The 22,802-nt window shown below is 70.0% G+C and carries 18 protein-coding genes and 2 tRNA genes; 14 read left to right on the top strand and 6 right to left on the bottom strand.

What is annotated here, in order from left to right; all coding sequences use genetic code 11:
• Positions 1 to 6: 6 nt before the first annotated feature.
• Together R8Z57_RS08300 and R8Z57_RS08295 are read right to left on the bottom strand one after the other, a co-directional pair.
• A complete protein-coding gene (locus R8Z57_RS08300; RefSeq protein WP_318353284.1) occupies positions 7 to 909 on the bottom strand; it encodes an alpha/beta fold hydrolase in 903 nt (300 codons plus the stop codon).
• A 188-nt stretch (positions 910 to 1,097) separates the two neighbouring features.
• Positions 1,098 to 1,171, bottom strand: a tRNA-Gly gene (locus R8Z57_RS08295).
• Positions 1,172 to 1,321: 150 nt separating this feature from the next.
• Here R8Z57_RS08295 and R8Z57_RS08290 point away from each other — a divergent pair.
• The 8 genes from R8Z57_RS08290 to R8Z57_RS08255 all read left to right on the top strand — a co-directional run bounded on the left by R8Z57_RS08290 (position 1,322) and on the right by R8Z57_RS08255 (position 8,552).
• Positions 1,322 to 1,395 (top strand) — tRNA-Pro (locus tag R8Z57_RS08290).
• Between the two features lie 80 nt (positions 1,396 to 1,475).
• Positions 1,476 to 2,993 (top strand): trigger factor, encoded by a 1,518-nt coding sequence (gene tig, locus R8Z57_RS08285; RefSeq protein ID WP_318353283.1) that lies wholly within the window; start codon positions 1,476 to 1,478, stop codon positions 2,991 to 2,993.
• A gap of 71 nt (positions 2,994 to 3,064) precedes the next feature.
• Entirely contained in the window at positions 3,065 to 3,556 is a 492-nt protein-coding gene (locus R8Z57_RS08280; RefSeq protein WP_318353282.1) for a tetratricopeptide repeat protein, read from the top strand.
• A 79-nt stretch (positions 3,557 to 3,635) separates the two neighbouring features.
• Positions 3,636 to 4,226 carry an ATP-dependent Clp protease proteolytic subunit gene (locus R8Z57_RS08275; protein ID WP_109211173.1) on the top strand — a complete coding sequence of 197 codons (591 nt, stop codon included), beginning with the start codon at positions 3,636 to 3,638 and terminating at the stop codon, positions 4,224 to 4,226.
• A gap of 31 nt (positions 4,227 to 4,257) precedes the next feature.
• Positions 4,258 to 4,938, top strand: coding sequence for an ATP-dependent Clp protease proteolytic subunit (locus R8Z57_RS08270; RefSeq protein WP_318353281.1), 681 nt, complete (start codon positions 4,258 to 4,260; stop codon positions 4,936 to 4,938).
• Positions 4,939 to 5,145: 207 nt separating this feature from the next.
• Complete coding sequence (gene clpX, locus R8Z57_RS08265; protein WP_318353280.1) at positions 5,146 to 6,414, top strand: ATP-dependent Clp protease ATP-binding subunit ClpX; 1,269 nt, start codon at positions 5,146 to 5,148, stop codon at positions 6,412 to 6,414.
• A gap of 32 nt (positions 6,415 to 6,446) precedes the next feature.
• Positions 6,447 to 7,427: a serine hydrolase domain-containing protein gene (locus R8Z57_RS08260; protein ID WP_318353279.1), complete on the top strand. Its 981-nt coding sequence runs from the start codon at positions 6,447 to 6,449 to the stop codon at positions 7,425 to 7,427.
• Positions 7,428 to 7,436: 9 nt separating this feature from the next.
• The gene (locus tag R8Z57_RS08255; protein ID WP_318353278.1) at positions 7,437 to 8,552 is read left to right on the top strand and encodes an epoxide hydrolase; all 1,116 of its coding nucleotides are present in this window, start codon (positions 7,437 to 7,439) and stop codon (positions 8,550 to 8,552) included.
• 30 nt (positions 8,553 to 8,582) lie between these two features.
• On the opposite strand, the gene R8Z57_RS08250 is transcribed toward R8Z57_RS08255, so the two are convergent.
• Positions 8,583 to 10,634: a M3 family metallopeptidase gene (locus R8Z57_RS08250; protein ID WP_318353277.1), complete on the bottom strand. Its 2,052-nt coding sequence runs from the start codon at positions 10,632 to 10,634 to the stop codon at positions 8,583 to 8,585.
• 106 nt (positions 10,635 to 10,740) lie between these two features.
• Between R8Z57_RS08250 and R8Z57_RS08245 the strand changes: the two genes are divergently transcribed.
• The 3 genes from R8Z57_RS08245 to R8Z57_RS08235 are packed head-to-tail and all read left to right on the top strand — an operon-like array spanning position 10,741 to position 12,952.
• On the top strand, positions 10,741 to 11,379 hold the full coding sequence (locus R8Z57_RS08245; RefSeq protein ID WP_318353276.1) for a helix-turn-helix domain-containing protein: 639 nt from the start codon (positions 10,741 to 10,743) through the stop codon (positions 11,377 to 11,379).
• Positions 11,376 to 11,609: a hypothetical protein gene (locus tag R8Z57_RS08240; protein ID WP_318353275.1), complete on the top strand. Its 234-nt coding sequence runs from the start codon at positions 11,376 to 11,378 to the stop codon at positions 11,607 to 11,609. The genes R8Z57_RS08245 and R8Z57_RS08240 overlap by 4 nt, the downstream gene beginning before the upstream one ends.
• Positions 11,606 to 12,952, top strand: a complete 1,347-nt coding sequence (locus tag R8Z57_RS08235) for an MFS transporter (protein WP_318353274.1) — start codon at positions 11,606 to 11,608, stop codon at positions 12,950 to 12,952. The genes R8Z57_RS08240 and R8Z57_RS08235 overlap by 4 nt, the downstream gene beginning before the upstream one ends.
• A 58-nt stretch (positions 12,953 to 13,010) precedes the next feature.
• On the opposite strand, the gene R8Z57_RS08230 is transcribed toward R8Z57_RS08235, so the two are convergent.
• From R8Z57_RS08230 to R8Z57_RS08220, 3 genes are all read right to left on the bottom strand, one after another.
• Positions 13,011 to 13,265, bottom strand: a complete 255-nt coding sequence (locus R8Z57_RS08230) for a hypothetical protein (RefSeq protein WP_318353273.1) — start codon at positions 13,263 to 13,265, stop codon at positions 13,011 to 13,013.
• Positions 13,265 to 15,859, bottom strand: coding sequence for a valine--tRNA ligase (gene valS / locus R8Z57_RS08225; RefSeq protein ID WP_318353272.1), 2,595 nt, complete (start codon positions 15,857 to 15,859; stop codon positions 13,265 to 13,267). Before valS ends, R8Z57_RS08230 begins: the two co-directional genes overlap by 1 nt.
• A gap of 146 nt (positions 15,860 to 16,005) precedes the next feature.
• Complete coding sequence (locus R8Z57_RS08220) at positions 16,006 to 17,361, bottom strand: MFS transporter (RefSeq protein WP_318353271.1); 1,356 nt, start codon at positions 17,359 to 17,361, stop codon at positions 16,006 to 16,008.
• Between the two features lie 310 nt (positions 17,362 to 17,671).
• On the opposite strand from R8Z57_RS08220, the gene ileS reads away from it, so the two are divergent.
• Genes ileS through R8Z57_RS08205 form a run of 3 tightly spaced genes read left to right on the top strand, consistent with a single transcriptional unit; the run spans position 17,672 to position 22,802 of the window.
• The gene (gene ileS, locus R8Z57_RS08215; RefSeq protein ID WP_318353270.1) at positions 17,672 to 21,052 is read left to right on the top strand and encodes an isoleucine--tRNA ligase; all 3,381 of its coding nucleotides are present in this window, start codon (positions 17,672 to 17,674) and stop codon (positions 21,050 to 21,052) included.
• The gene (locus tag R8Z57_RS08210; RefSeq protein WP_318353269.1) at positions 21,049 to 22,407 is read left to right on the top strand and encodes a folylpolyglutamate synthase/dihydrofolate synthase family protein; all 1,359 of its coding nucleotides are present in this window, start codon (positions 21,049 to 21,051) and stop codon (positions 22,405 to 22,407) included. Before ileS ends, R8Z57_RS08210 begins: the two co-directional genes overlap by 4 nt.
• Positions 22,395 to 22,802 (top strand): DUF4233 domain-containing protein, encoded by a 408-nt coding sequence (locus tag R8Z57_RS08205; RefSeq protein WP_318353268.1) that lies wholly within the window; start codon positions 22,395 to 22,397, stop codon positions 22,800 to 22,802. Before R8Z57_RS08210 ends, R8Z57_RS08205 begins: the two co-directional genes overlap by 13 nt.

The raw sequence follows: 22,802 nt of genomic DNA, 5'->3' as shown, positions 1-22,802 counted from the left end.
GCGGCGTCAGCCCTGCGCCGGCGGGTGGTGCTTGCCGCGGTGGACCTCGTACAGCCGCACGTGGCCGGGCCACGCCGGATCGTTGTCGATCGGCTTGTCGTCCATGAAGAGGCGGATGACGTGGGCGAGCTGGCCCGGGTGGCTGAAGTTGATCGCGTGGGCCGCACCTTCGAGCAGCACGACGAGCACGTGGCTGTCGGTCTGGCTGGCCACCTCGTCGACGCGATGGGCGTGGGGGAGCAGCGGGTCGCGCTCGCCCAGCACGACGAGCGTCGGTATGCGCATCTCGAGCAGACGCTGCAGCGACGGATACTGCGTCAGCGCGCGGAACATGCGCATGGTGCTGGGGACGCCGAAGCGCACGTAGTCGGGGACCGCGACACGCGCCATGCGCGTGGGCTCGCGCGGTGCGTCGGCCGACAGCTGGCGGATGGCCCGGCGCAGCGGCTGGTTGAACGCCCCGCCGGCGGGGGAGACGAGCACGGCACGATCGATGCGGTCGGGGTAGGTGTGCGCGTACTCGATGATGACGGGGCACCCCATCGAGTTGCCGACGAGGGTGGCCTTCTCGACACCGCGGTCGTCGAAGAAATCGACGGCGGCGCGGGCGAGGTCGGGGATGTCGAGCATGTCACGGCGCTTGCCGCTGCGTCCGAAACCGGGGAGGTCGGGGACGTAGGTGTGGAACTCGTCGGCGAGCATCTCGGCGGTCGGCAGCAGGTAGCGACCCGAGAGCCCGAAGCCGTGGACGTGCGCCATGACGCGGGCGTCCTTCGGCGGCCGCGGCGATTCGCGGTAGAACACGTCGACGTCGTCGATGCGGGTCCACTTCTCCGCGAGGCTCGACGCGGGACGCCGGGGCAGCTTGCGAGGCTTGCCCGGCGAGGACGAGGGTGACGGCGTGCTCATGGCGGCTCCTGGAACGCATCGGTCGTGCGATGCCCAGTCTGCCGCGCCGGGCCGGGTGAGCTGTAGTACGGATCGCGTGAACCCGTGTCGTGTCGCCCGGATGCCGCGCCGGTCGTCCGCGGGCCGTGCCGCGGCGTGCACGGCAACGCCCCCGCGGCCTGGCCGCCTGGCCGGCCCACGGGGGCGAATGGAGGGGATGACGGGAATCGAACCCGCACCATCAGTTTGGAAGACTGAGGCTCTGCCATTGAGCTACATCCCCGCAGCGGCGAGCCGCGGCATCCGACAGTCTAGGGCACGTGACCCCGCAACCCGGCATCGCAGGCGGTGCCCGGGCGGGTCGGCTAGACTTCTCGGGGCCGCTGTGCTCTTCGGAGTGCAACAAGGGCGCGCGTACGCGTGCGAACCCGCCCGGGGCGTAGCTCAGCTTGGTAGAGCGCCCGCTTTGGGAGCGGGAGGCCGCAGGTTCAAATCCTGTCGCCCCGACGATCGGCCCTGAAGAATTCCGAACCCAGACCTTGCACCGCCGCGTCCTCGCGCGGTCCGATAGAGGAGAAGTAACAGGCATGGTGAACAGCACCGTCGAGAAGCTCAGCCCGACCCGGGTGAAGCTGCACATCACGGTCAGCCCCGACGAGCTCAAGCCGTCGATCAAGCACGCGTACGAGCACATCGCGCAGGACGTGCAGATCCCCGGCTTCCGCAAGGGCAAGGTGCCCGCGCCGATCATCGACCAGCGCATCGGGCGCGTCGCGGTGCTTGAGCACGCCGTCAGCGAAGGCCTCGACACCTTCTACCGCGAGGCCGTCGCCGCGAACGAGCTGCGCGTGCTGGGCCGCCCGTCGGCCGAGGTCACCGAGTGGCCGAACGAGAAGGACTTCTCGGGCGACCTCGAGGTCGAGGTCGAGGTGGACGTGCGCCCCGAGTTCGACCTGCCCGCCTTCGAGGGCACGACCGTCGAGGTCGACGCCATCGAGGTCGACGAGGCCGCGATCGACGAGGAGCTCGACCGCCTGCGCGGCCGCTTCGGCACGCTCGTGACCGTGGACCGCCCCGCCGCGACCGGCGACTTCGTCGAACTCGACCTCGTCGCGACGATCGACGGCGCCGAGATCGACCGCGCCGAGGGCGTGTCGTACGAGGTCGGCTCGGGCGAGCTGCTCGAAGGCATCGACGAGGCCATCGACTCGCTCACCGCCGGTGAGGACACCACCTTCCGCTCGAAGCTCGTCGGCGGCGACCACGCCGGCGAAGAGGCCGAGGTCTCGGTCACGGTCAAGGCCGTCAAGGAGCGCGAGCTGCCCGAGGCGGACGACGACTTCGCGCAGATCGCGAGCGAGTTCGACACCATCGCCGAGCTGCGCGACAGCCTCAAGGAGCGCGTGGGCCAGCAGGGTGCCTTCACGCAGGGATCGGCCGCGCGCGACAAGCTGATCGAGACGCTGCTCGAGCAGGTCGAGATCCCCGTCCCGCCGCAGCTCATCGAGGACGAGGTGCACAACCACCTCGAGGGCGAAGGCCGCCTCGAGGACGACGTCCACCGCGCCGAGGTCGCCGAGGCGAGCGAGAAGCAGTTCAAGACGCAGATGCTGCTCGACAAGATCGCCGAGACGGTCGACGTGCAGGTTTCGCAGGACGAGCTCACGCAGTACCTCGTGCAGTCGGCCGCGCAGTACGGCATGGCTCCGCAGGACTTCGTCAACGCGCTGCAGGAGGGCAACCAGCTCCCCGCCATCATCGGGGAGGTCGCGCGCAACAAGGCCCTCGCGGTCGCGCTCGGCAAGGTCACGGTCGTCGACACCAACGGCAACCCGGTGGACCTGAGCGGCTTCGTCGCCACCGAGGACGAGGAAGAGGTCGTCGAAGAGGCGCAGGAGATCGCGGATGCCGCGGCCGACGCCGACGCCGTGATCGAGGCCGAAGAGGCCGAGAAGCCCGCCAAGAAGGCGCCCGCGCGCAAGCCCGCCGCGAAGAAGGCCGCCGCGGCCGACGCCGACGAGGCCGCCGCCGAGAAGCCGGCCGCCAAGAAGGCTCCGGCCGCCAAGAAGGCTCCGGCCAAGAAGGCTGCCGCCGAGAAGGAGTGATCGCTGCTCGACAGTGATCGATCGGGGACGGATGCCGCGGGCATCCGTCCCCGATCCGTCTGAGGAGGACCATGCCCGAGGACTGGGAAGCCCGTGTCGCCGCGATCTGGGCAGATGACGCGCTCGGCGACGACGAGAGAATCGCCCGCATCGATGCCCTCGGGGCGGAGCGTGGGACCCGCGACGGGCGCGCCCTGTTCGAACGCGCCGGAGCCCGGGACGCCGCCGGGCGGGAGGCCGAGGCCGAGCTGCTGTACCGCGCCGCGCTCGAAGCCGGACTGGACGACGAGCACCGCCCGCAGGCCGTGATCCAGCTGGCCAGCACGCTGCGCAACCTCGGCCGCCACGACGAGGCCGTCGCGATGCTCCGCGGCGAAGTGGCGCGGGATCCCGCTTCGCCGCTGCGCGACGAGGCCGCCGCGTTCCTGTCGCTCGCCCTCGTCTCATCGGGCAAGCCGCGGGAAGCGGCATCCGTCGCCCTTCTCGCCCTCGCCCCGCACCTCACGCGCTACCGGCGCTCGGTGACCTCCTACGCCATGGAGCTGGGCGCCGAGGGCTCCTGATCTGCCCAGGGCGAACACGGGCGGGTCGCTCGCGGCGCCCCGGTAGATTCATTGGCGACCCAAGGAAACAGGAGTACACATGGCCGAACCACTTGTCGCGACCAGCGTCTTCGACAGGCTGTTGAAGGACCGCATCATCTGGCTGGGGTCGGAGGTGCGTGACGAGAACGCCAACGAGATCTGCGCCAAGATCCTGCTTCTCGCCGCCGAGGACTCCGAGAAGGACATCTACCTCTACATCAACTCGCCCGGCGGCTCGATCACGGCCGGCATGGCGATCTACGACACGATGCAGTTCGTGCCCAACGACATCGTCACGGTCGGCATCGGCATGGCCGCCTCGATGGGACAGCTGCTGCTGACCGCGGGCACGAAGGGCAAGCGCTACATCACGCCGAACGCCCGGGTGCTGCTGCACCAGCCGCACGGCGGCTTCGGCGGCACGGCGAGCGACATCCAGACGCAGGCGCAGCTGATCCTCGACATGAAGAAGCGTCTCGCCGAGATCACCGCGAAGCAGACCGGCAAGTCGGTGGAGCAGATCAACGCCGACGGCGACCGCGACCGGTGGTTCGGTGCCGAGGAGGCGCTGGAGTACGGCTTCGTCGACCACATCCGCGAGTCCGCGACCGATGTCATCGGCGGCGGCGGAACCGCCACCGACAGCTGACGGCCCGAAGGCGAAAGAGAGAGAACCCGGAATGCAGACCCCCACCTTCGGCGGCGCCCCGATGGCGCCTCAGGGCCTTCAGATGCCCGGCAGCCGCTACATCCTGCCGCAGTTCGAGGAGCGCACGGCTTACGGCTACAAGCGCCAGGACCCGTACAACAAGCTGTTCGAGGACCGCGTCATCTTCCTCGGCGTCCAGGTCGACGACGCCTCGGCCGACGATGTCATGGCGCAGCTGCTCGTGCTCGAGTCGCAGGACCCCGACCGCGACATCGTGATGTACATCAACTCGCCCGGCGGCTCGTTCACCGCGATGACGGCGATTTACGACACCATGCAGTACGTGTCGCCGCAGATCCAGACGGTCGTGCTCGGCCAGGCGGCCTCCGCCGCCGCCGTGCTGCTGGCCGCCGGTGCGCCGGGCAAGCGCCTGGCGCTGCCGAACGCCCGCATCCTCATCCACCAGCCCGCGATGGGCGAGGCGGGCCACGGTCAGGCGTCCGACATCGAGATCCAGGCGCAGGAGATCCTCCGCATGCGCACGTGGCTCGAGCAGACCCTCGCCGCGCACTCGAACAAGAGCGTGGAAGAGGTCAACAAGGACATCGACCGCGACAAGATCCTCGGTGCCGAGGAGGCCGTCGCGTACGGCCTCGTCGACCAGGTGCTCACCACGCGCAAGCGCGGCCAGCAGGCGGCGCTCACCAAGTAGCATCCGCCGCTGCGCGGCCACCCCGACGCCCCGTCGACCGCATCCGCGGTCGGCGGGGCGTCGTCGTGCACGTCAGGGGCGCGTCCGCTCACCGCGAAACCCCGGCACTCCACAACGTGCGTCGCAATGCCACCGCATGTCGGCGTCAGCTATTAGGCTCGGAGAACAGCCGGGGGGCGAGCCCCCTTCGTGACGAGGAGGAGCCGCATGGCACGCATCGGGGAGAGTGCCGACCTGTTCAAGTGCTCCTTCTGCGGCAAGAGCCAGAAGCAGGTCCAGCAGCTGATCGCCGGACCCGGCGTCTACATCTGCGACGAGTGCGTCGAACTGTGCAACGAGATCATCGAAGAGCGCATGGCCGAGTCCTCGTCGGGCGTGGTCGCCGACTTCGATCTTCCCAAGCCGCGCGAGATCTACGCGTTCCTCGAGGAGTACGTGGTCGGCCAGAACGACGCCAAGCGCGCTCTCTCGGTCGCCGTCTATAACCACTACAAGCGCGTCCGCGCGCACGGCACCATCCAGTCGGCCGAGCAGCGCGCCGACGAGGTCGAGATCGCCAAGAGCAACATCCTGCTGCTCGGCCCGACCGGGTGTGGCAAGACCTATCTCGCCCAGACCCTCGCGAAGCGCCTCAACGTGCCGTTCGCCGTCGCCGACGCCACCGCTCTCACCGAGGCGGGCTACGTCGGCGAGGACGTCGAGAACATCCTCCTGAAGCTCCTGCAGGCCGCCGACTTCGACACCAAGCGCGCCGAGACCGGCATCATCTACATCGATGAGGTCGACAAGATCGCCCGCAAGGCCGAGAACCCGTCGATCACCCGCGATGTCTCGGGCGAGGGCGTGCAGCAGGCCCTGTTGAAGATCCTCGAGGGCACGGTGGCGTCGGTTCCGCCGCAGGGCGGACGCAAGCACCCCCACCAAGAGTTCATCCAGATCGACACGACGAACGTCCTGTTCATCGTGGCCGGCGCGTTCGCCGGGCTGGAAGACATCATCTCCTCGCGCGTGGGCAAGCACGGTGTCGGCTTCGGCGCCTCGCTGCACCGCAAGGACGAAGACCTCAACCTCTTCGGCGACGTGCAGCCCGAAGACCTCCACAAGTTCGGCCTGATTCCCGAGTTCATCGGCCGCCTGCCGGTCGTGGCGTCGGTCTCGCCGCTCGACCGTGAGGCCCTCATGGAGATCCTCACCGAGCCCAAGAACGCGCTGGTCAAGCAGTACCACCGCATGTTCGAGCTCGACGGCGTCACGCTCGAGTTCGACCGCGAGGCGCTCGAGGCGATCGCCGACCTCGCCGTCGCCCGCAAGACCGGAGCCCGGGGTCTCCGCGCGATCCTCGAGGACGTGCTGGGCCCGATCATGTTCGAGATCCCGTCGACTGACGACGTCGACAAGGTGATCGTGACGCGCGCCTCCGTCGACGAGGGCGCGCCCCCGACCCTCGTGCTCCGCGAGAAGCGCAAGAGCGCCTGACATCGGGTCGCCGGTTCATCGATGAGCGCCGCATGGCCGAGCTGACTCCCGACCTCGACGACTACTGCGGTGTCGTCAGCGCGCGTCGTGGCGACGACGTGCTGGGGGAGTGGGCGCTCGGCCTCGCGGATCGCACGTCCGAGGCGGCGAACACCGTCGAGACCCGCTTCGGCCTCGCGAGCGGCACGAAGACCTTCACCGCCCTGAGCGTGCTGTCATTGGTGGGCAAGGGCGTGCTCTCGCTCGAGACCGCGGCACGCGACGTCCTCGGTGAGGATCTGCCGCTGATCGCGGACGACGTGACGATCGATCACCTCCTGACCCACACCTCCGGGATCGGCGACTACCTCGACGAGGAGCTCGACGATCTCGCGCCGCTCTCGCTTCCGGTGCAGGTGCTCGACTCCACGCCGGCTTATCTGCCGCTGCTCGACGGCTTCCCCACCAAGTTCGCCGCGGGTGAGCGGTTCTCGTACTGCAACAGCGGCTACGTCGTGCTCGCCGTCATCGCCGAGCGGGTCTCGGGCACACCGTTCGCCGAGTTCGTGACACGCACGGTGTTCGAGCCGGCGGGCATGTCGGCCTCGACCTTCCCGCGATCGGATCTGCTGCCGGTCGGCACGGCGACCGGTTACAAGGACGACGGCCGTACGAACGTCTTCGAGCTCCCCGTCCTCGGCTCGGGCGACGGCGGCGCGCACTCCACGGTCGGCGACCTCCATCGCTTCTGGCTCGCCCTCCTGGGCGGGCGCATCGTCCCACCCGATCTGGTGGCCCTGCTCATCGAGTCCGTCACGCCCGACACCGGGGACGGGATCGGCTACGGCCGCGGCGTCTGGCACGACGCCGGCGATCTCGTCATCGCCGGCAGCGACCACGGGGTCACCGCGGTCAGCCGGCACGACGTCGCCACCGGCACGACCGTCACCGGCCTCGCGAACATCCGGGTGCCGACGTTCGCCCGCACGAGGTCGCTGATGGCTGCCGCACGCGATGTCGGAGGCGACGCCTAACCTGCCGGAATGAGCATCCGGCCCTTCTCGATCCACGTGCCCGAGGCCGACCTCGCCGACCTCCGCGAGCGACTCGCACGGTTCCGGCCGCTTCCCGACTCGCCGCGACGACCCCCGGCGGGAATGAGCGCGGACTACCTCGCCGAACTCGTCGAGACCTGGCGCACGTGGGACTGGCGCGCACGCGAGGCGTGGCTGAACCGGCATCCGCAGTTCATCGCCGACATCGGTGACAGCGCGGTCCACTTCGCGCACCTGCGGTCGGCCCGCGACGACGCACCGGCCCTCCTGGTGATGCACGGCTGGCCGCACACCTTCGCGCTGCAGCTCGACTTCGCCGACCTCCTGCCCGACTTCCACGTCGTCGTTCCGAGCTTCCCCGGCTTCGCCTACTCGACGGCGTACTCCGACGGCCCGATGACCGAGACGCGCCTCGCCGCCACGATGCACGCGCTGATGACCGAGGTGCTCGGCTACGAGCGCTACCTGACCTACGGCGAGGACGTGTCGGCGAACGTGAACGACCTCATCGCGGGCTCGTATCCCGATGCGGTCGCTGGGATCCTGGTCACGCACTCGCATTTCCCGGCGATGGCCGAACGGGCCGAGCTCACGACGCCCGACGAGGTCGCGTTCTTCGCGCGGCTCGACGCGTGGGGCGGTCCTCACGGCGCGTACGGCCACGTGCAGGCGACCCGTCCCGACACCCTCGCGGCCGCCCTGAACGACTCGCCCGCCGGGCTGCTGGCGTGGCTGACGGAGAAGCTCGCCGAATGGAGCGACACGCCCGACGACGACCCCCGTGCCGTGGAGACACTGATCTCACGCGACCGTATCCTCACCGAAGCCATGATCTACTGGACCACCCGGAGCATCGGCACGTCGTTCCGCCCGTACTACGAGGGTGCCGACCAGCCCGACGCGATGCCGCCCGTCGTGGTTCCGGCATCCGTGCACATCCAGCGTCACGAGGGCGACTACCCGGAGTCGCTGGCGCGTCGCTTCTACCGCGACCTGCGCACCTTCGACCGCCTGGAGGAAGGCGGGCACTTCGCCGTGGCCGAGGTGCCCGACGCCATGGCGGCGCGGGCGCGGGCCTTCGCCCGCGAGATCGGACTGCTGTGAGCCGCAGCAGCCGCAGCCCGACTGCCGGGCTCAGTCGGCGAGGCCTCGGCGCGTGAGGAGCGGCTGGATCTCGGCATCCCGTCCGCGGAAGTCGCGATAGGCCTCCAGCGGATCCTTCGACCCGCCGACGCCGAGCAGGCGATCGCGGAACCGGTCGCCGTTCTCACGGCGCAGCCCCCCGTTCTCGCGGAACCACTCGACGGTGTCGGCGTCGAGCACTTCGCTCCAGATGTAGGAGTAGTACCCCGCGCTGTAGCCGCCCGAGAAGACGTGCGCGAAGTACGTGGACGAATAGCGCGTGGGAACGGCCGGGTTGTCGAGGCCGATCTCGCGGAGAGCGGATGCCTCGAACGCCGCGACGTCGATATCGCCGGCCGCCTCGTCGACCGACAGGGAGTGCCAGGCCTGGTCGAGCCACGCTGCGGCCAGGTACTCGCTGGTCGCGAAGCCCTGGTTGAAGGCCTCGGACGCGTGCAGCTTCTCGACGATGTCGGCGGGGAGGGGCTCGTCGGTCTCGATGTGGCGGGCATAGGACGACAGGATCTCGGGCCAGTAGATCCACATCTCGTTCACCTGGCTCGGGAACTCGACGAAGTCCCGGAAGACGTTCGTCCCGGCGAAGTGCGGATAGGTCACCGTGGCGAACAGACCGTGCAGGGCGTGTCCGAACTCGTGGAAGAGCGTCGTCACCTCGTCGAGTGTGAGGAGCGTCGGGCGTCCCGGAGAAGGCTTCGGAACGTTGAGGTTGTTCACGACCACCGGTGCGGTCCCGCGCAGACGCGATTGGAGCACGATCGAGTTCATCCATGCGCCGCCGCGCTTGGTGTCGCGCGTGTACAGGTCGAGGATGTACAGCCCCAGCGCCGAGCCGTCGCCGTTGTGCACCTCGAAGACCCGGGTGTCGGGGTGGTAGCCCCCGAGGTCCGGCCGCTCGGTGAAGGAGACCCCGTACAGGTCGGTCGCGGCGCGGAAGACGCCGTCCTGCAGCACGCGCTCCGCCTCGAACCAGGGGCGCAGCGCTGCGCGGTCGAGGTCGTACTCCGCGGCGCGCACCTTCTCGGTGTAGAAGGCCCAGTCGTGCGCCTCCAGAGCGAAGGATTCGGGTTCCTGGTCGACGATCGCCTGGAGCATCCGCTGTTCGCGAAGCGCGTTGCGGGCGGCGGGCACGGCCAGCTTGCGCAGCAGGTCGTGGACCGCCTCCGGCGACCCAGCTGTCTCGTCGGAGGTGATGTACGCCGCGTGCGAGCCGTAGCCGAGCAGGGCCGCCCGCTCGGCACGCAGGCGCACGATCTCGAGGAGTGTGGTGCGATTGTCGTTCTCGTTACCGCGAGAGCCGCGCGACCGCGAGGCCTCGAGCAGCCGACGTCGGGCGTCCCGTCGGGTGAGGCTCGAGAGGTAGGGGTGGCCGGTGAACAGGGTGAGCGTCACCACCCACTTGCCCTCGAGGCCACGGTCGGCGGCCGCCTGCGCCGCGGCGGAGAGCTCGCCCTCCGCCAGGCCGTCGAGCTCGGCCTCGTCGTCGAAGACCACCGCGAGCTCGTTCGTATCGGCGAGGAGGTTCTTCTCGAACTGAGTGGTGAGTGTCGACAGGCGCTGGTTCAGCGCCGTCAGCCGCTCCTTGGCCGCGTCGTCGAGCCCGGCCCCCGCGTGCGACATCTCGGTGTAGTGCCGTTCGACGAGATAGCGCTGCTCGGGGGAGAGGTCGAGGCGATCGAGCTCATCGTGGATGGTGCGGATGCGCCAGAACAGCTGGGAGTCGAGCTGGATCGAGTCCTGGTGGGCCGACATCAGCGGAGCGAGCTCCTCCTCGATGGCCTGGATCTCGGGCGTCGCGTCGGCCGACGACACGGTGTAGAACGTGCGGGCGACATCACCGAGCAGCCGCCCGCTCTCCTCGAGGGGCACGAGGGTGTTCTCGAAGGTCGGCATCGAACGCACGCGCGTGATCGCGGCCACCTCCCGCGCATGCTCCTCGAACGCCGCAGCGAAGGCCGGCAGGTAGTGCTCGGGCCGGATGGCGGCGTAGTCGGGCAGACCATAGGGAAGTCCGGAGGAGGCGAGCAGCGGGTTCTCGTGGGGCATGGCGTACAGCCTAACCATGCCGAGCCATCATGCCGCCATCCTTTTGCAAACACACGATTGCAAAGAATTGGTTGCAAAGAAGCCTTTGCAGTTCTATTCTGAGGTCATGGCAGACAACGAGGCCGATGCGACCGCCGAGGCGATGGCCCGGACCGAGCAGCGTCACAACGGCGACCGTGTGCTCGACACGGGCGCGCTTCGGGCCTTGGCCCACCCGCTGCGGGTGAAGATCTACGACATCCTCAGCCAGTACGGGCCGCAGACTGCGAGCTCGCTGGCGGAGCGCCTGGGGGAGTCGAGTGGCTCGACCAGCTACCACCTCCGCGCACTCGCCAAGCACGATCTCATCCGCGAGGCGGAGGACCGCGGCACCGGGCGGGAGCGCTGGTGGGAGCGGCCCCTGGGCGGTGTCACGTTCACGAACCCGGACGCCATGGCCACACCCGCCGGCCGGGCGGCGACCCAGGTCGTGATGAACGAGTTCCTGCGCAACCGCAACGACCAGCTCCTCGACTTCGTGAACCGCGGCTTCAGCGGCGAGGACGACGAGTGGAAAGACGGCACGCTCATCTCGACCGCGAACACCCGCCTCACGCCCGAGCAGAGCAAAGAGCTTGCGCTCAAGATCATGGCCCTCATCGATGAGACCGTCGACAGCCACCGCAATCAGACCGGCGAGAACGTGCGGCCCGTGACCATCCGGGCCGACCTCTTCCCGCTCCCGCAACTCGGAGAACAGTCATGAGCACGATCACCGCCGCCCAGCGCGCCACCCTCTCCTTCAGCCCCTCGTCTCCCACGCGATTCGAGCGCACCCTGCTGCGTGCGGCATCCGCCCTCAACGGCTTCGTCGTGGTCCGCCTCGAGCGACGGACCGGCTCCGGCTCGCGCCGCGCGCTCGCGGAGCAGGATGCCGTCATCCGCCGCCGGCGCGACGCCGAGGCGCGCGGCGCGATCGGGATCCTCCCGCGATGAGCGACCCCGCCCGCACCGGGGTGCTCGACCAGCCGTCGGCCACCCCGCCGCGGACGCCGCTCGGACGCGACTTCGGCAAGCTGTGGACGGCCGCCGCCTTCAGCAATCTGGCCGACGGCATCGGGCGCACCGCCGTCCCGCTCATCGCCACCACGCTCACCCGCGATCCGCTCGCGATCTCGGTCATCGGGGCGCTGGCGTTCCTGCCGTGGCTGCTGTTCGGGCTGCCGGCCGGCATGATCGTCGACCGTTTCGACCGGCGCGTCATCATGGCGGCGGCGAACGTGCTGCGTTTCGGTGTGGCGCTGTGGCTCTCGATCCTCACCGCCACGGGTGGACTGCAGCTGTGGGCGCTCCTCGTCGGCACGCTCGTCTCCGGCCTGGGGGAGACCCTCTTCGACAACGCCACGAACGCCGTCATCCCCGGCGTGGTGACGCGGCCGCAGCTGGACCGCGCGAACGGCCGGATGCAGGCTGCGCAGATCACCATCGACATGTTCGTCGCCCAGCCGATCGCGGGTGTGCTGTTCGCGGTCTCGCTGGCGCTGCCGCTGTGGATCGGCTCCGCCGGGTACCTTATCCCGATCGCTCTGGCGCTGCTGCTTCCGGTGGCGGCGGCGCGACCGCTCCGCGAAGAGGTGCGAGTGGCCGACCCGGACGCGCCGGATGTCGCGGCGGGCGCGGCGGTGGCGGAGCCCGTTCCCGCACCGTCGGCGCCGTCGCGGACCTCGGCTCGTGAGGCGATCTCGTACCTCTGGCACCACAGATACCTGCGTGCGATGACGCTGTACACGTCGCTCGTCGGCAGCGCGCTGTCGTTCGCGCAGGCGGCCACGCTGCTGTTCTTCCTCGACGACCTCGCCGTGCAGGAGTACGCCATCGGCTTCGTCACGGCCGGTATCGGCGTCGGAGCGCTGCTCGGGTCGCTCGTCGCGCCCCGGCTCGTCGAGCGCTTCGGCCGCGGGCGCGTCATGCTCGGCGCGAACGTGGGGGCAGCGCTCGGCCTCGGCCTCACGGGTCTGGCTCCCGAAGTGTTCTCCGCGTGCATCGCGTACGCGTTCGGCGCCTTCTCGATCTCGGTGTGGAACGTCCCGTGGGGAGCGCTGCGACAGCAGATCGTGCCGGCGCGCCTCTTCGGGCGCGTGCTCGGGATCATCCGCACCCTGACCTGGGGCATGTTCCCCCTCGCCACCATCCTGGGCGGATGGGCGGCGCAGAGCTCGCTCCGGCTGCCGTTCGTCGCGGCGGGCGTCTTCATCGTCGTCGCGACGATCCTCGGCGCCCGGCTGCTGGTCGTGGGCACGCGCCGAGCCGGTGCCGAGGTGGGCGACGCGCACGCGTGATGGGCAGACGCCGAGCGCTCTCGGCGGACCGGCGTCGCGCGCGTGCCGGGAGCGGCGATCAGTGCCCGCCGAACCCCGTCCCGTCATCGTGCCGCACGACGGCTTCGCCGTCGTCGCCCAGCGACACGATCACTCCGGTGTCGAGCTCGGCGATCGGCCGCCCCTCGAGCCAGGTGAGGGTCCACCGCGGGCGCGGCTGGCCGAGCTGGTCGGCCGGGATCGTCTCGTCGACCGAGCGGATGCCGCGACGCAGCGCCGCAGGCACGGCTGCGGGCGGTTCGTCGCCCGAGGTCCAACGTGTTCCGAGCTGCATCAGTCCTCCTGCGGGGCGAGTTCGATCTCGGTGACCTGGAGCGCCTCCGCCTCCGTATAACGGATCTCGGCGATGCGCCCCACGGCGCGCAGGTCGCCCTCCGCGAGACGGAGAGCGGCGACGGCGTCGGCGGGTGCCGCGATCGTCACGTGCGACACCGGCGCCTTCTGCGAGACCTTGGCCTCGGTCTTGGCGCGGCGGATGCCGATCAGCGCCTCTCCGACGATCCGCAGCACGGCGGCGTCGCCGTCGATGCCGACGGGCTGCGGCCACTCCGCGGTGTGCACCGAGCCGTCGTTGAACCACGACCACGACTCTTCGGCCGCGAACACCAGCACCGGGGCGAAGAGGCGCAGGAGCGTCGCCAGTGCCATGCGCAGCGCGAGCGCCGCGGAGGCCTGTCCGACGTCGGTCTGGTTGTACGCCCGCTCCTTGACCAGTTCGAGGTAGTCGTCGCAGAAGGTCCAGAAGAACGACTCCGCGACCTCCAGGGCGCGGGCGTGGTCGTAGGCCTCGAGCGCCTTGGTGGCGTCGCGCACCACGCCGTCGAGCGCCGCCAGCATCGAGGCATCGAGCGCGTGGGTGACTTCGGCACCCTCGGGCACCGGGAACGACAGCACGAACTTCGCGGCGTTGAGCACCTTGATGGCCAGGCGGCGGCCGATCTTGATCTGCGTCGGGTTCTGCGGGTCGAACGCGGCGTCGGTGCCCAGCCGGCTAGACGCCGCCCAGTACCGCACGGCGTCCGAGCCGTGCTGGGCGAGGATGTCGGCGGGCGTGACGACGTTGCCCTTCGACTTCGACATCTTCTTGCGGTCGGGGTCGACGATGAAGCCGGAGATCGCGGCATCCGTCCACGGCGCTCGGTCGTCCTCGAGGGCGCTGCGCAGCATCGTCGAGAACAGCCACGTGCGGATGATGTCCTGACCCTGCGGGCGCACGTCGAAAGGCGCGACCAGATTCCACAGCTCGGGATCGCGCTCCCACCCGCCGGCCAGCTGCGGGGTCAGCGAGGAGGTGGCCCACGTGTCGAAGATGTCGGTCTCGCCGTCGAACCCGCCCGGGACGCCGCGCTGGTCGTCGGAGTAGCCCGGCGGCACGTCGGTCGACGGGTCGACCGGGAGCGAGGCGTGGTCGGGCGTCAGCACGCGGCTGTAATCCCGCTCGCCGTTCTCGTCCAGCGCGTACCAGACCGGGATGGGCACGCCGAAGAACCGCTGCCGCGACACCAGCCAGTCGCCGGTGAGCCCGTTCGTCCAGTTCTCGAACCGCACCCGCATGAAGTCGGGGTGCCACGACATGTCCTTGCCGAGCGCGATGAGCTTGTCGCGCAGCGCTTCGTCGCGCGCGCCGTTGCGGATGTACCACTGACGCGTCGAGACGATCTCGAGCGCGCGGTCGCCCTTCTCGTAGAACTTCACCGCGTGCTGGAACGGCTTCGGCTCGCCCTCCAGCTCGCCGGATTCCTGGAGCAGCTCGACGATGCGCTTCTTCGCGCTGAAGACCGTCTTGCCCGCGAGTTCCGCATACGCGGCCTTCGCAGCATCCGTCACGATCACATCCGGCGCCTCGGCCATGACCCGGCCGTCCTGGCCGAGGATGGTGCGGTTGGGCAGCTGCAGCTCGCGCCACCACACGATGTCGGTGACGTCGCCGAAGGTGCAGATCATCGCGATGCCCGAGCCCTTGTCCTGCTGCGCGAGCGAGTGGGCGAGCACGGGCACCTCGACGTCGAAGAGCGGGGTGCGCACGGTCGTGCCGAAGAGCGGCTGGTACCGCTCGTCGTCGGGGTGGGCGACGAGCGCCACGCAGGCCGGGAGCAGCTCGGGTCGGGTGGTCTCGATGAAGACGTCACCCGAGCCGTCCGTCTTGTGGAAGCCCACACGGTGGTACGCAGCGGGCTGCTCGCGGTCTTCGAGCTCGGCCTGGGCCACCGCTGTGCGGAAGTCGATGTCCCACAGGGTGGGGGCGAGGTCCTGGAAGGCCTCGCCGCGCTCGAGGTTGCGCAGGAACGCGAGCTGGCTCGTGCGCATCGTGTCGTCCGAGATCGTGCGGTAGGTCTGCGTCCAGTCGACGCTGAGCCCGAGCGAGCGCCACAGCGCCTCGAAGTGCTTCTCGTCCTCGACGGTGAGCTTCTCGCACAGCTCGATGAAGTTGCGCCGGCTGACGGGGATCTGGTCGGCCGCGCGGCTCGACTTGTTGTCGCCGCCCTCGTACGGGGGCGTGAAGGCGGGGTCGTACGGCAGCGACGGGTCGCAGCGGACGCCGTAGTAGTTCTGCACGCGACGCTCGGTCGGCAGGCCGTTGTCGTCCCAGCCCATCGGGTAGAACACCGTCTTGCCGCGCATGCGCTCGAAGCGCACCTTCACGTCGGTGTGCGTGTAGCTGAAGACGTGGCCGATGTGCAGGCTGCCCGACGCCGTGGGCGGCGGCGTGTCGACCGAGTAGATGCCCTGGCGTCCCACCTCGGCGGCGCGGATGCGGTCGAACAGGTACGTGCCCTGCTCCGACCACGCGGCATCCCACTTGTCCTCGAGGCCCTCCAGCGCGGGCTTGTCCGGGATCTGTCCCTCGGCGGGGCGGGCGTCGGTCATGGCGAACTCCTCGAGCGATATGTGCGGCACTGTGTGAGCGTGCCTGAGTGTGGGATGTCGCTCGAGTCTACCCGGGCGCATCGGCACGCGGGAAAGCGGGCGGATGCCTCGGGCCGAGGCATCCGCCCGCACGCGGGTCCGGAGCGTCAGACGTTCGCGGTCGCCGTCTCGGGCTCGGTGGCGAGCTCGGGCTCGGGCTGCCGGCGCGCGGCGAGCCAGGCGGAGACGAGGGTCACCGCCGACATGACGGCGAGGATGATGCCCGGGTGCCACCATGCGAAGTCGGTCGCCACGCCCAGCTCGAAGGTGAGGTACGGCACGAACCCGCTGATGGTGGCCGCGAGCGCGTAGGCGAACGAGAGCGCCGAGTAGCGGAAGTTGTCGGGGAACAGGTCGTTCATGAGCCCGCCCAGCGCCGCCCACGCCATCGTCGGAAGGATGCCGCCGACGATCATCGTCGCAACGAGGATCGGGAACGTCGCGAACTGCAGCAGGAAGTACATGGGGAACGCGATGAGGAGCGTGCCGAGCGCGCCCCACAGCACCACGCGCGCCGATCCGATGCGGTTCGCCCAGGCTCCGAACAGCGGGATGGTGACCAGCTGCAGGAGGCCGCCGATGGTCGTCGCGATGAGGAGGTCCTGGAAGCTGAAGCCGAGGCGCTCGACGCCGTAGTTCACCGTGTAGGTGTTCATCAGCGAGTACGAGCCGATGCCGAGGAGCGCCGCTCCGATGGCGATCGCCATCGCGCCCGGCCGCTTGGCGAACATCGTCACGAAGGGGATCCGATCGCGGCGGCCCTGGGCCACCACGCCCTCGAACACCGGCGTCTCGGAGATCGACCAGCGCAGGTACAGCGACACGAGCAGCAGCGGGAGAGCCAGGAGGAAGGGCACGCGCCAGCCCCACTCCGCGATCTGCTCGGCCGGCAGCACCGCGGTCAGGACGATGAAGACGGTCGCAGACAGGATCGACCCGACGGGCGAGCCGAGCTGCGGCACGGCGGCGTAGAACGCGCGCTTGACCGGGCCCGAGTTCTCCGTCGCGATGAGGATCGAGCCGCCCCACTCGCCGCCGAGCGACAGGCCCTGCACGATGCGCAGCAGGATGAGCAGCACCGCGCCGAGCCAGCCCGCCTGCGCGTAGGTGGGGAGAAGGCCGATGAGGCCCGTCGCGACGCCCATGATGGCCACGGTCCACAGCAGGGTCGCGCGGCGGCCGACCCGGTCGCCCATGTACCCGAAGATCACCGCGCCGATGGGGCGGACGACGAACGCGAGGGCGATCGTGAGGAACGCCGCGCTCGTCGAGCCGAACTCGCCCAGGGGGTCGAAGAAGAGCGGTCCGACGAAGAACGCCGAGAAATAGGCGAAGAGGTAGAAGTCGAAGGACTCCAGCGACGTGCCCACCATCGAGGCCCACGCCACACGGCGGGTGGGCGCCGCATCGAAGGCGGCGGAGGGCGATCGGGACGCGTCGGGTGCGGGTGCTGCTGCGGTCACGGACGTCAATCTTGGCACGAGTCCAGAAACCACGGCACCCGGCTCCGCATTCCCGCGTGCGCCGCCACGGTACAATCGACGGACCAGCGTCGATCCGGCCATCACCGGGGAGCTCTCGGAAGAACAGGACGCCACCTCGGTGACGCCTCACTAGAACCGAGCGGGGCAGGCCCGTCACAGCCGCCGTGAGAGGGGAGGGATGCCTCGGCCGAGGCATCCGTCAATGCAGGGTGGTACCGCGGTGAACCTGGTCGACGCGCCAGGGGCGTCGTCCCGGCAGGAAGCACACGAGAGCACCTGCGAGAGACCGATGACCTATCCCCGCCCCTCCGCCTTCGGGCCCGCGGCCGATGCCGCGCCGGCCGCCGTCGTCCCCAGCCCTCGCTTCCCCGACATCGAGCGGGAGACGCTCGCGTTCTGGGAGGCCGACCAGACCTTCCGGGCGTCGATCGACCAGCGCGACGGTGCCGACGAGTGGGTGTTCTACGACGGGCCGCCGTTCGCCAACGGCCTGCCCCATTACGGGCACCTCCTCACCGGCTACGCCAAGGACCTCTTCCCCCGCTTCCAGACGATGCGCGGAAAGAAGGTCGACCGCGTCTTCGGATGGGACACCCACGGCCTGCCGGCCGAGCTCGAGGCGATGAAGCAGCTCGGCATCACCGAGAAGAGCGAGATCGAGGCGATGGGCATCGCCGCGTTCAACGAGAAGTCGCGCGAGTCGGTGCTTGCCTACACGCGGGAGTGGGAGGACTACGTCACCCGCCAGGCGCGCTGGGTGGATTTCGAGCGGGGCTACAAGACGCTCGACGTGTCGTACATGGAGTCCGTGCTCTGGGCTTTCAAGACGATCTACGACAAGGGCCTCGCGTACGAGGGCCACCGCGTGCTGCCGTACTGCTGGCGCGACGAGACGCCGCTGTCGGCGCACGAGCTGCGCATGGACGACGACGTCTACAAGATGCGCCAGGACCCGTCGGTGACCGTGACGTTCCCGCTCGTCGGGGCGAAGGCCGAGTCTCTCGGTCTCACCGGCGTGCGCGCGCTCGCGTGGACGACCACCCCATGGACGCTCCCCACGAACTTCGCCCTCGCCGTCGGACCCGGCATCCGCTACGTCGTGCTGCCGGGCGGACCGAACGGCGCCGCCGACGTGCACCGCGCCCCCGACGGCAGCCCGGACGAGGCCGAAGAGGCGTACGCCCACCGCTACCTGCTGGCCGAGGAGCTCCTCGCGGGCTACGCCAAGGATCTCGGCTACGAGTCGGCGGAGGCGGCGCGCGAGGCCGTCGTGCAGACGGTCCTCGGCGCGGACCTCGCCGACGTCGCGTACGACCGGCTGTTCGACTACTACGCGGATGCCGCGACCTGGGGCACGCAGGACGCCTGGCACATCCTCGTCGACGACTACGTCACGACCGGTGACGGCACCGGCATCGTCCACCAGGCACCGGCCTACGGCGAGGACGACCAGCGGGTGACCGAGGCCGCCGGCATCCCGCTCATCATGAGCCTCGACGACGGCGGACGCTTCCTGCCGCAGGTGACCGATGTCGCCGGCGAGCTGTGGATGGACGCCAACCGGCCCCTGATCCGCCTGCTGCGCCAGGAGGGCCGCCTCCTCCGCGAGGCGAGCTACGAGCACTCGTACCCGCACTGCTGGCGGTGCCGCAACCCGCTCATCTATCGGGCGGTCTCGAGCTGGTTCGTCCGCGTCACCGAGATCAAGGACCGCCTGCTCGCGGGCAACGAGCAGATCACCTGGGTGCCCGAGAACGTCAAGCACGGCCAGTTCGGCAAGTGGCTCGAGGGCGCACGCGACTGGTCGATCAGCCGCAACCGGTACTGGGGCTCGCCGATCCCGGTGTGGAAGAGCGACGACCCCGAGCACCCCCGCGTCGACGTGTACGGGTCGCTCGAGGAGCTCGAGCGCGACTTCGGCCGCCTGCCGCGCAACGCGGAGGGCGAGGTCGACCTGCACCGCCCCTACATCGACGACCTCACGCGCCCGAACCCGGACGACCCGACCGGGGCCTCGACCATGCGGCGCATCGAGGACGTCTTCGACGTCTGGTTCGACTCCGGCTCGATGCCGTACGCGCAGGTGCACTATCCGTTCGAGAACCAGCAGTGGTTCGACGAGCACTCGCCGGCCGACTTCATCGTCGAGTACATCGGGCAGACGCGCGGCTGGTTCTACGTCATGCACGTGCTCTCGACGGCGCTGTTCGACCGCCCGGCGTTCACCGGCGTCTCGTGCCACGGCATCGTGCTGGGCAGCGACGGACTGAAGATGTCGAAGTCGCTGCGCAACTACCCCGACGTGAGCGAGGTGTTCGACCGCGACGGCTCCGACGCGATGCGCTGGTTCCTCATGTCGAGCTCGGTGCTGCGCGGCGGCAACCTCGTCGTGACCGAGGAGGGCATCCGCGCGGGCGTGCGCGAGTTCCTGCTGCCGCTGTGGAACGCGTGGTACTTCTTCGCGACGTACGCCAACGCCGCGGGCGGTGCCGGCGGTCAGGGCTACGAGGCGTCGTGGCGCACCGACTCGACCGATGTGCTGGACCGGTACATCCTCGCGCTCACGGGCGACCTCGTGCGCGAGGTCGCCGCCGATCTCGAGGTGCTCGACTCGACGCTCGCGGCGGCGAAGCTGCGCGACTTCGTCGAGGCGCTGACCAACTGGTACATCCGGCGCTCGCGCGACCGCTTCTGGGTGGGCGTGTCTGACGACCCGAAGAGCCGCGAGGCGTTCGACACCCTCTACACGGTGCTCGAGACGCTGACGCGCGTCGCCGCGCCGCTCATCCCGCTGGTGTCGGAGAAGGTGTGGCAGGGATTGACGGGCGGGCGCAGCGTGCACCTGCAGGACTGGCCCGACGCCGACCTCTTCCCGGCCGCCGACGACATCCGCGCCGCGATGGACGCGGTGCGAGAGGTGTCCAGCGTCGCCAATGCGCTGCGCAAGAAGGAAGGCAGGCGGGTGCGCCTGCCGCTTCCGGCGCTCACGGTGGCGGTTCCGGATGCCGCGTCCCTCGGCCAGTTCGACGGCATCCTGCGCGACGAGCTCAACGTGAAGTCGGTCGAGCTGGTCGAGCTCGGCGACGACGTGTCGGAGCGGTACGGGATCAGCAAGCGCCTGACGGTGAACGCGCGCGCGGCGGGCCCGCGGCTGGGCAAGCAGGTGCAGCACGTCATCGCCGGCGCCCGCGCCGGTGTGTGGGAGGAGCGCGACGGCGTCGTGGTCGTCGACGGCGTTGCCCTCGAGCCGGGGGAGTACGAGCTCACCCTCGAGGCCGGGGGCGTCGCCGACGGCACCGCGATCGCGCTGCTGTCGGGCGAGGGCTTCGTGCTGCTCGACACCACGACGACGCCCGAACTGGAGGCCGAGGGGCTCGCGCGCGACGTCATCCGCGCCGTGCAGGACACCCGCAAGGCGGCCGGCTTCGACGTGAGCGACCGCATCCGGCTGACGCTCGTCTTCGACGACGCGCAGGACGGCGCCGCGGTGCAGTCGGCTTTCGACATCGCCGACGTGGCGGGAGAGACCCTCGCGGTCGAGCACGCCGTGCTCGTCGCACCGGACGCGCTCGTCGACAGCCATGACCACCAGGCCACTTTCCCCGCGAGGACCTTCGCCAACCGCGGCGAGTTCACGGTGGCCGTCACGAAGGCGGAGGCATCGTCATGAGCGATCGCGACCGCCGGCGCGCCGACGCCGTCTACGAGGCGCTGCTGCAGCGGCAGGGCGAGAGCTGGGTGCAGCCGCGTGTCGAGCGCACCCGCCGCGTGCTCGAGCTGCTCGACGACCCGCAGAAGACGTACCGCGTGGTGCACGTCACCGGCACCAACGGCAAGACGTCCACCAGCCGCATGATCGAGAGTCTCGTGCGTGCGCACGGCCTGCGCACCGGCCTCTTCACCAGTCCGCATCTCGAGCGCTTCACCGAGCGCATCATGGTCGACGGCGAGCCGATCGACGACGCCGCGATCGCGGACGCGTGGGACGAGATCGCCCCGTTCGTCGACATCGTGGATGCCGAGCTCGACGGCCGGGGCGATGCACCCCTCACCTTCTTCGAGCTGCTCACGGTGCTGGCCTTCGTGGCCTTCGCCGACGCGCCGATCGACGTGCTCGTGCTCGAGGTGGGAATGGGCGGGTCGTGGGACTCCACGAACACGGCCGACGGCGACGTGGCGGTCTTCGCCCCGATCGACCTCGACCACGCCGACCGACTCGGCGAGACCGTCCGCGAGATCGCGACCGTCAAGGCCGGCATCATCAAGGACGGCGCGGCCGTCGTCTCGGCTCAGCAGGATGCCGCGGCTGAGGCGGTGCTGCGCGACGCGGCGGCGGCGCACGGAGCCACGATCGCGTTCGAGGGCGCCGAGTTCGCGCTCGCCCAGCAGCGACTGGCGGTGGGCGGTCAGCAGATCACCGTCCGCGGTCTCGCTGCGACCTACGAGGACGAGTACCTGCCGCTGTACGGCGCGCACCAGGGTTTCAACGCCGCGCTGGCGATCGCCGCGGTGGAGTCGCTCGTCGGCGGGGGATCGCAGCCGATCGCGGGGGACGTGCTCGCTGAGGGCCTCGCCGAAGTGACCTCGCCCGGGCGCCTGCAGCTGGTGGGCACCCTGCCGACCGTTCTCGTCGATGCGGCGCACAACCCGCACGGCGCACGGGCGCTCGTCACGGCGCTCCGCGAGTCGTTCGACTTCGACGAGTGGGGTGTCGTGCTCGGCGTCCTCTCCGACAAGGACGCCGCGGGCATCGTCGCAGAGATCGCCCCCGTCGCCGCCCAGGTGTTCGCCACCGCTCCCGAGTCCGACAGGGCAGAGGACGCCGACACGATCGCCGACCTGGCCGAAGCGCACGACCTTCGGGTCACCGTGCACCGGGACCTCGCGGACGCCGCCGAGGCCGCACGCGCGTGGGCTGCGGCATCCGATCGACGCGCCGTCGTGATCGCGGGATCCGTCGTGCTGGCCGGCGAGGCCCTCACGCTCGCCGCCGACGAGGACTGGAAGGCGGGGTGGAGCGAGTGACCGCCGAGCAGGCGCCGGCGCCGCGCCGCGCGCGGGGCGCTGCCGAGTCGCTCGCGACGATCGTGCTCGGGTTCGAGTCGATCGTGGCGTTCCTCGCGGGCCTGGTGATCTACGGTCTGAAAGCGCTCCCGGCGGCGATCCCGCCGTGGTGGGGGATCGTGGCCGGCACCGTCCTCGCCGTGCTCATGATCGTCACGACGCGGCTCGTGCGCTACCGCTGGGGCATCGTGGTGGGCTGGGTGCTGCAGGGCATCGTCGCGCTGGGTGCGCTGCTGGTGCCGTCGCTCGCGATCGTCGCGCTCATTTTCGGCGGCATGTACGGGTATGCGACGATCAAGGGGGCCGCCCTCGACCGGCGCAACGCGCGCCTCGCGGCCCATCCCGACGAGCACTGA

Source organism: Microbacterium sp. M3 (genome assembly GCF_033548675.1).
In the GTDB taxonomy this organism is placed as follows: Bacteria; Actinomycetota; Actinomycetes; order Actinomycetales; family Microbacteriaceae; genus Microbacterium; species Microbacterium arthrosphaerae.
This window is presented reverse-complemented; position numbering and strand designations above follow the sequence as displayed.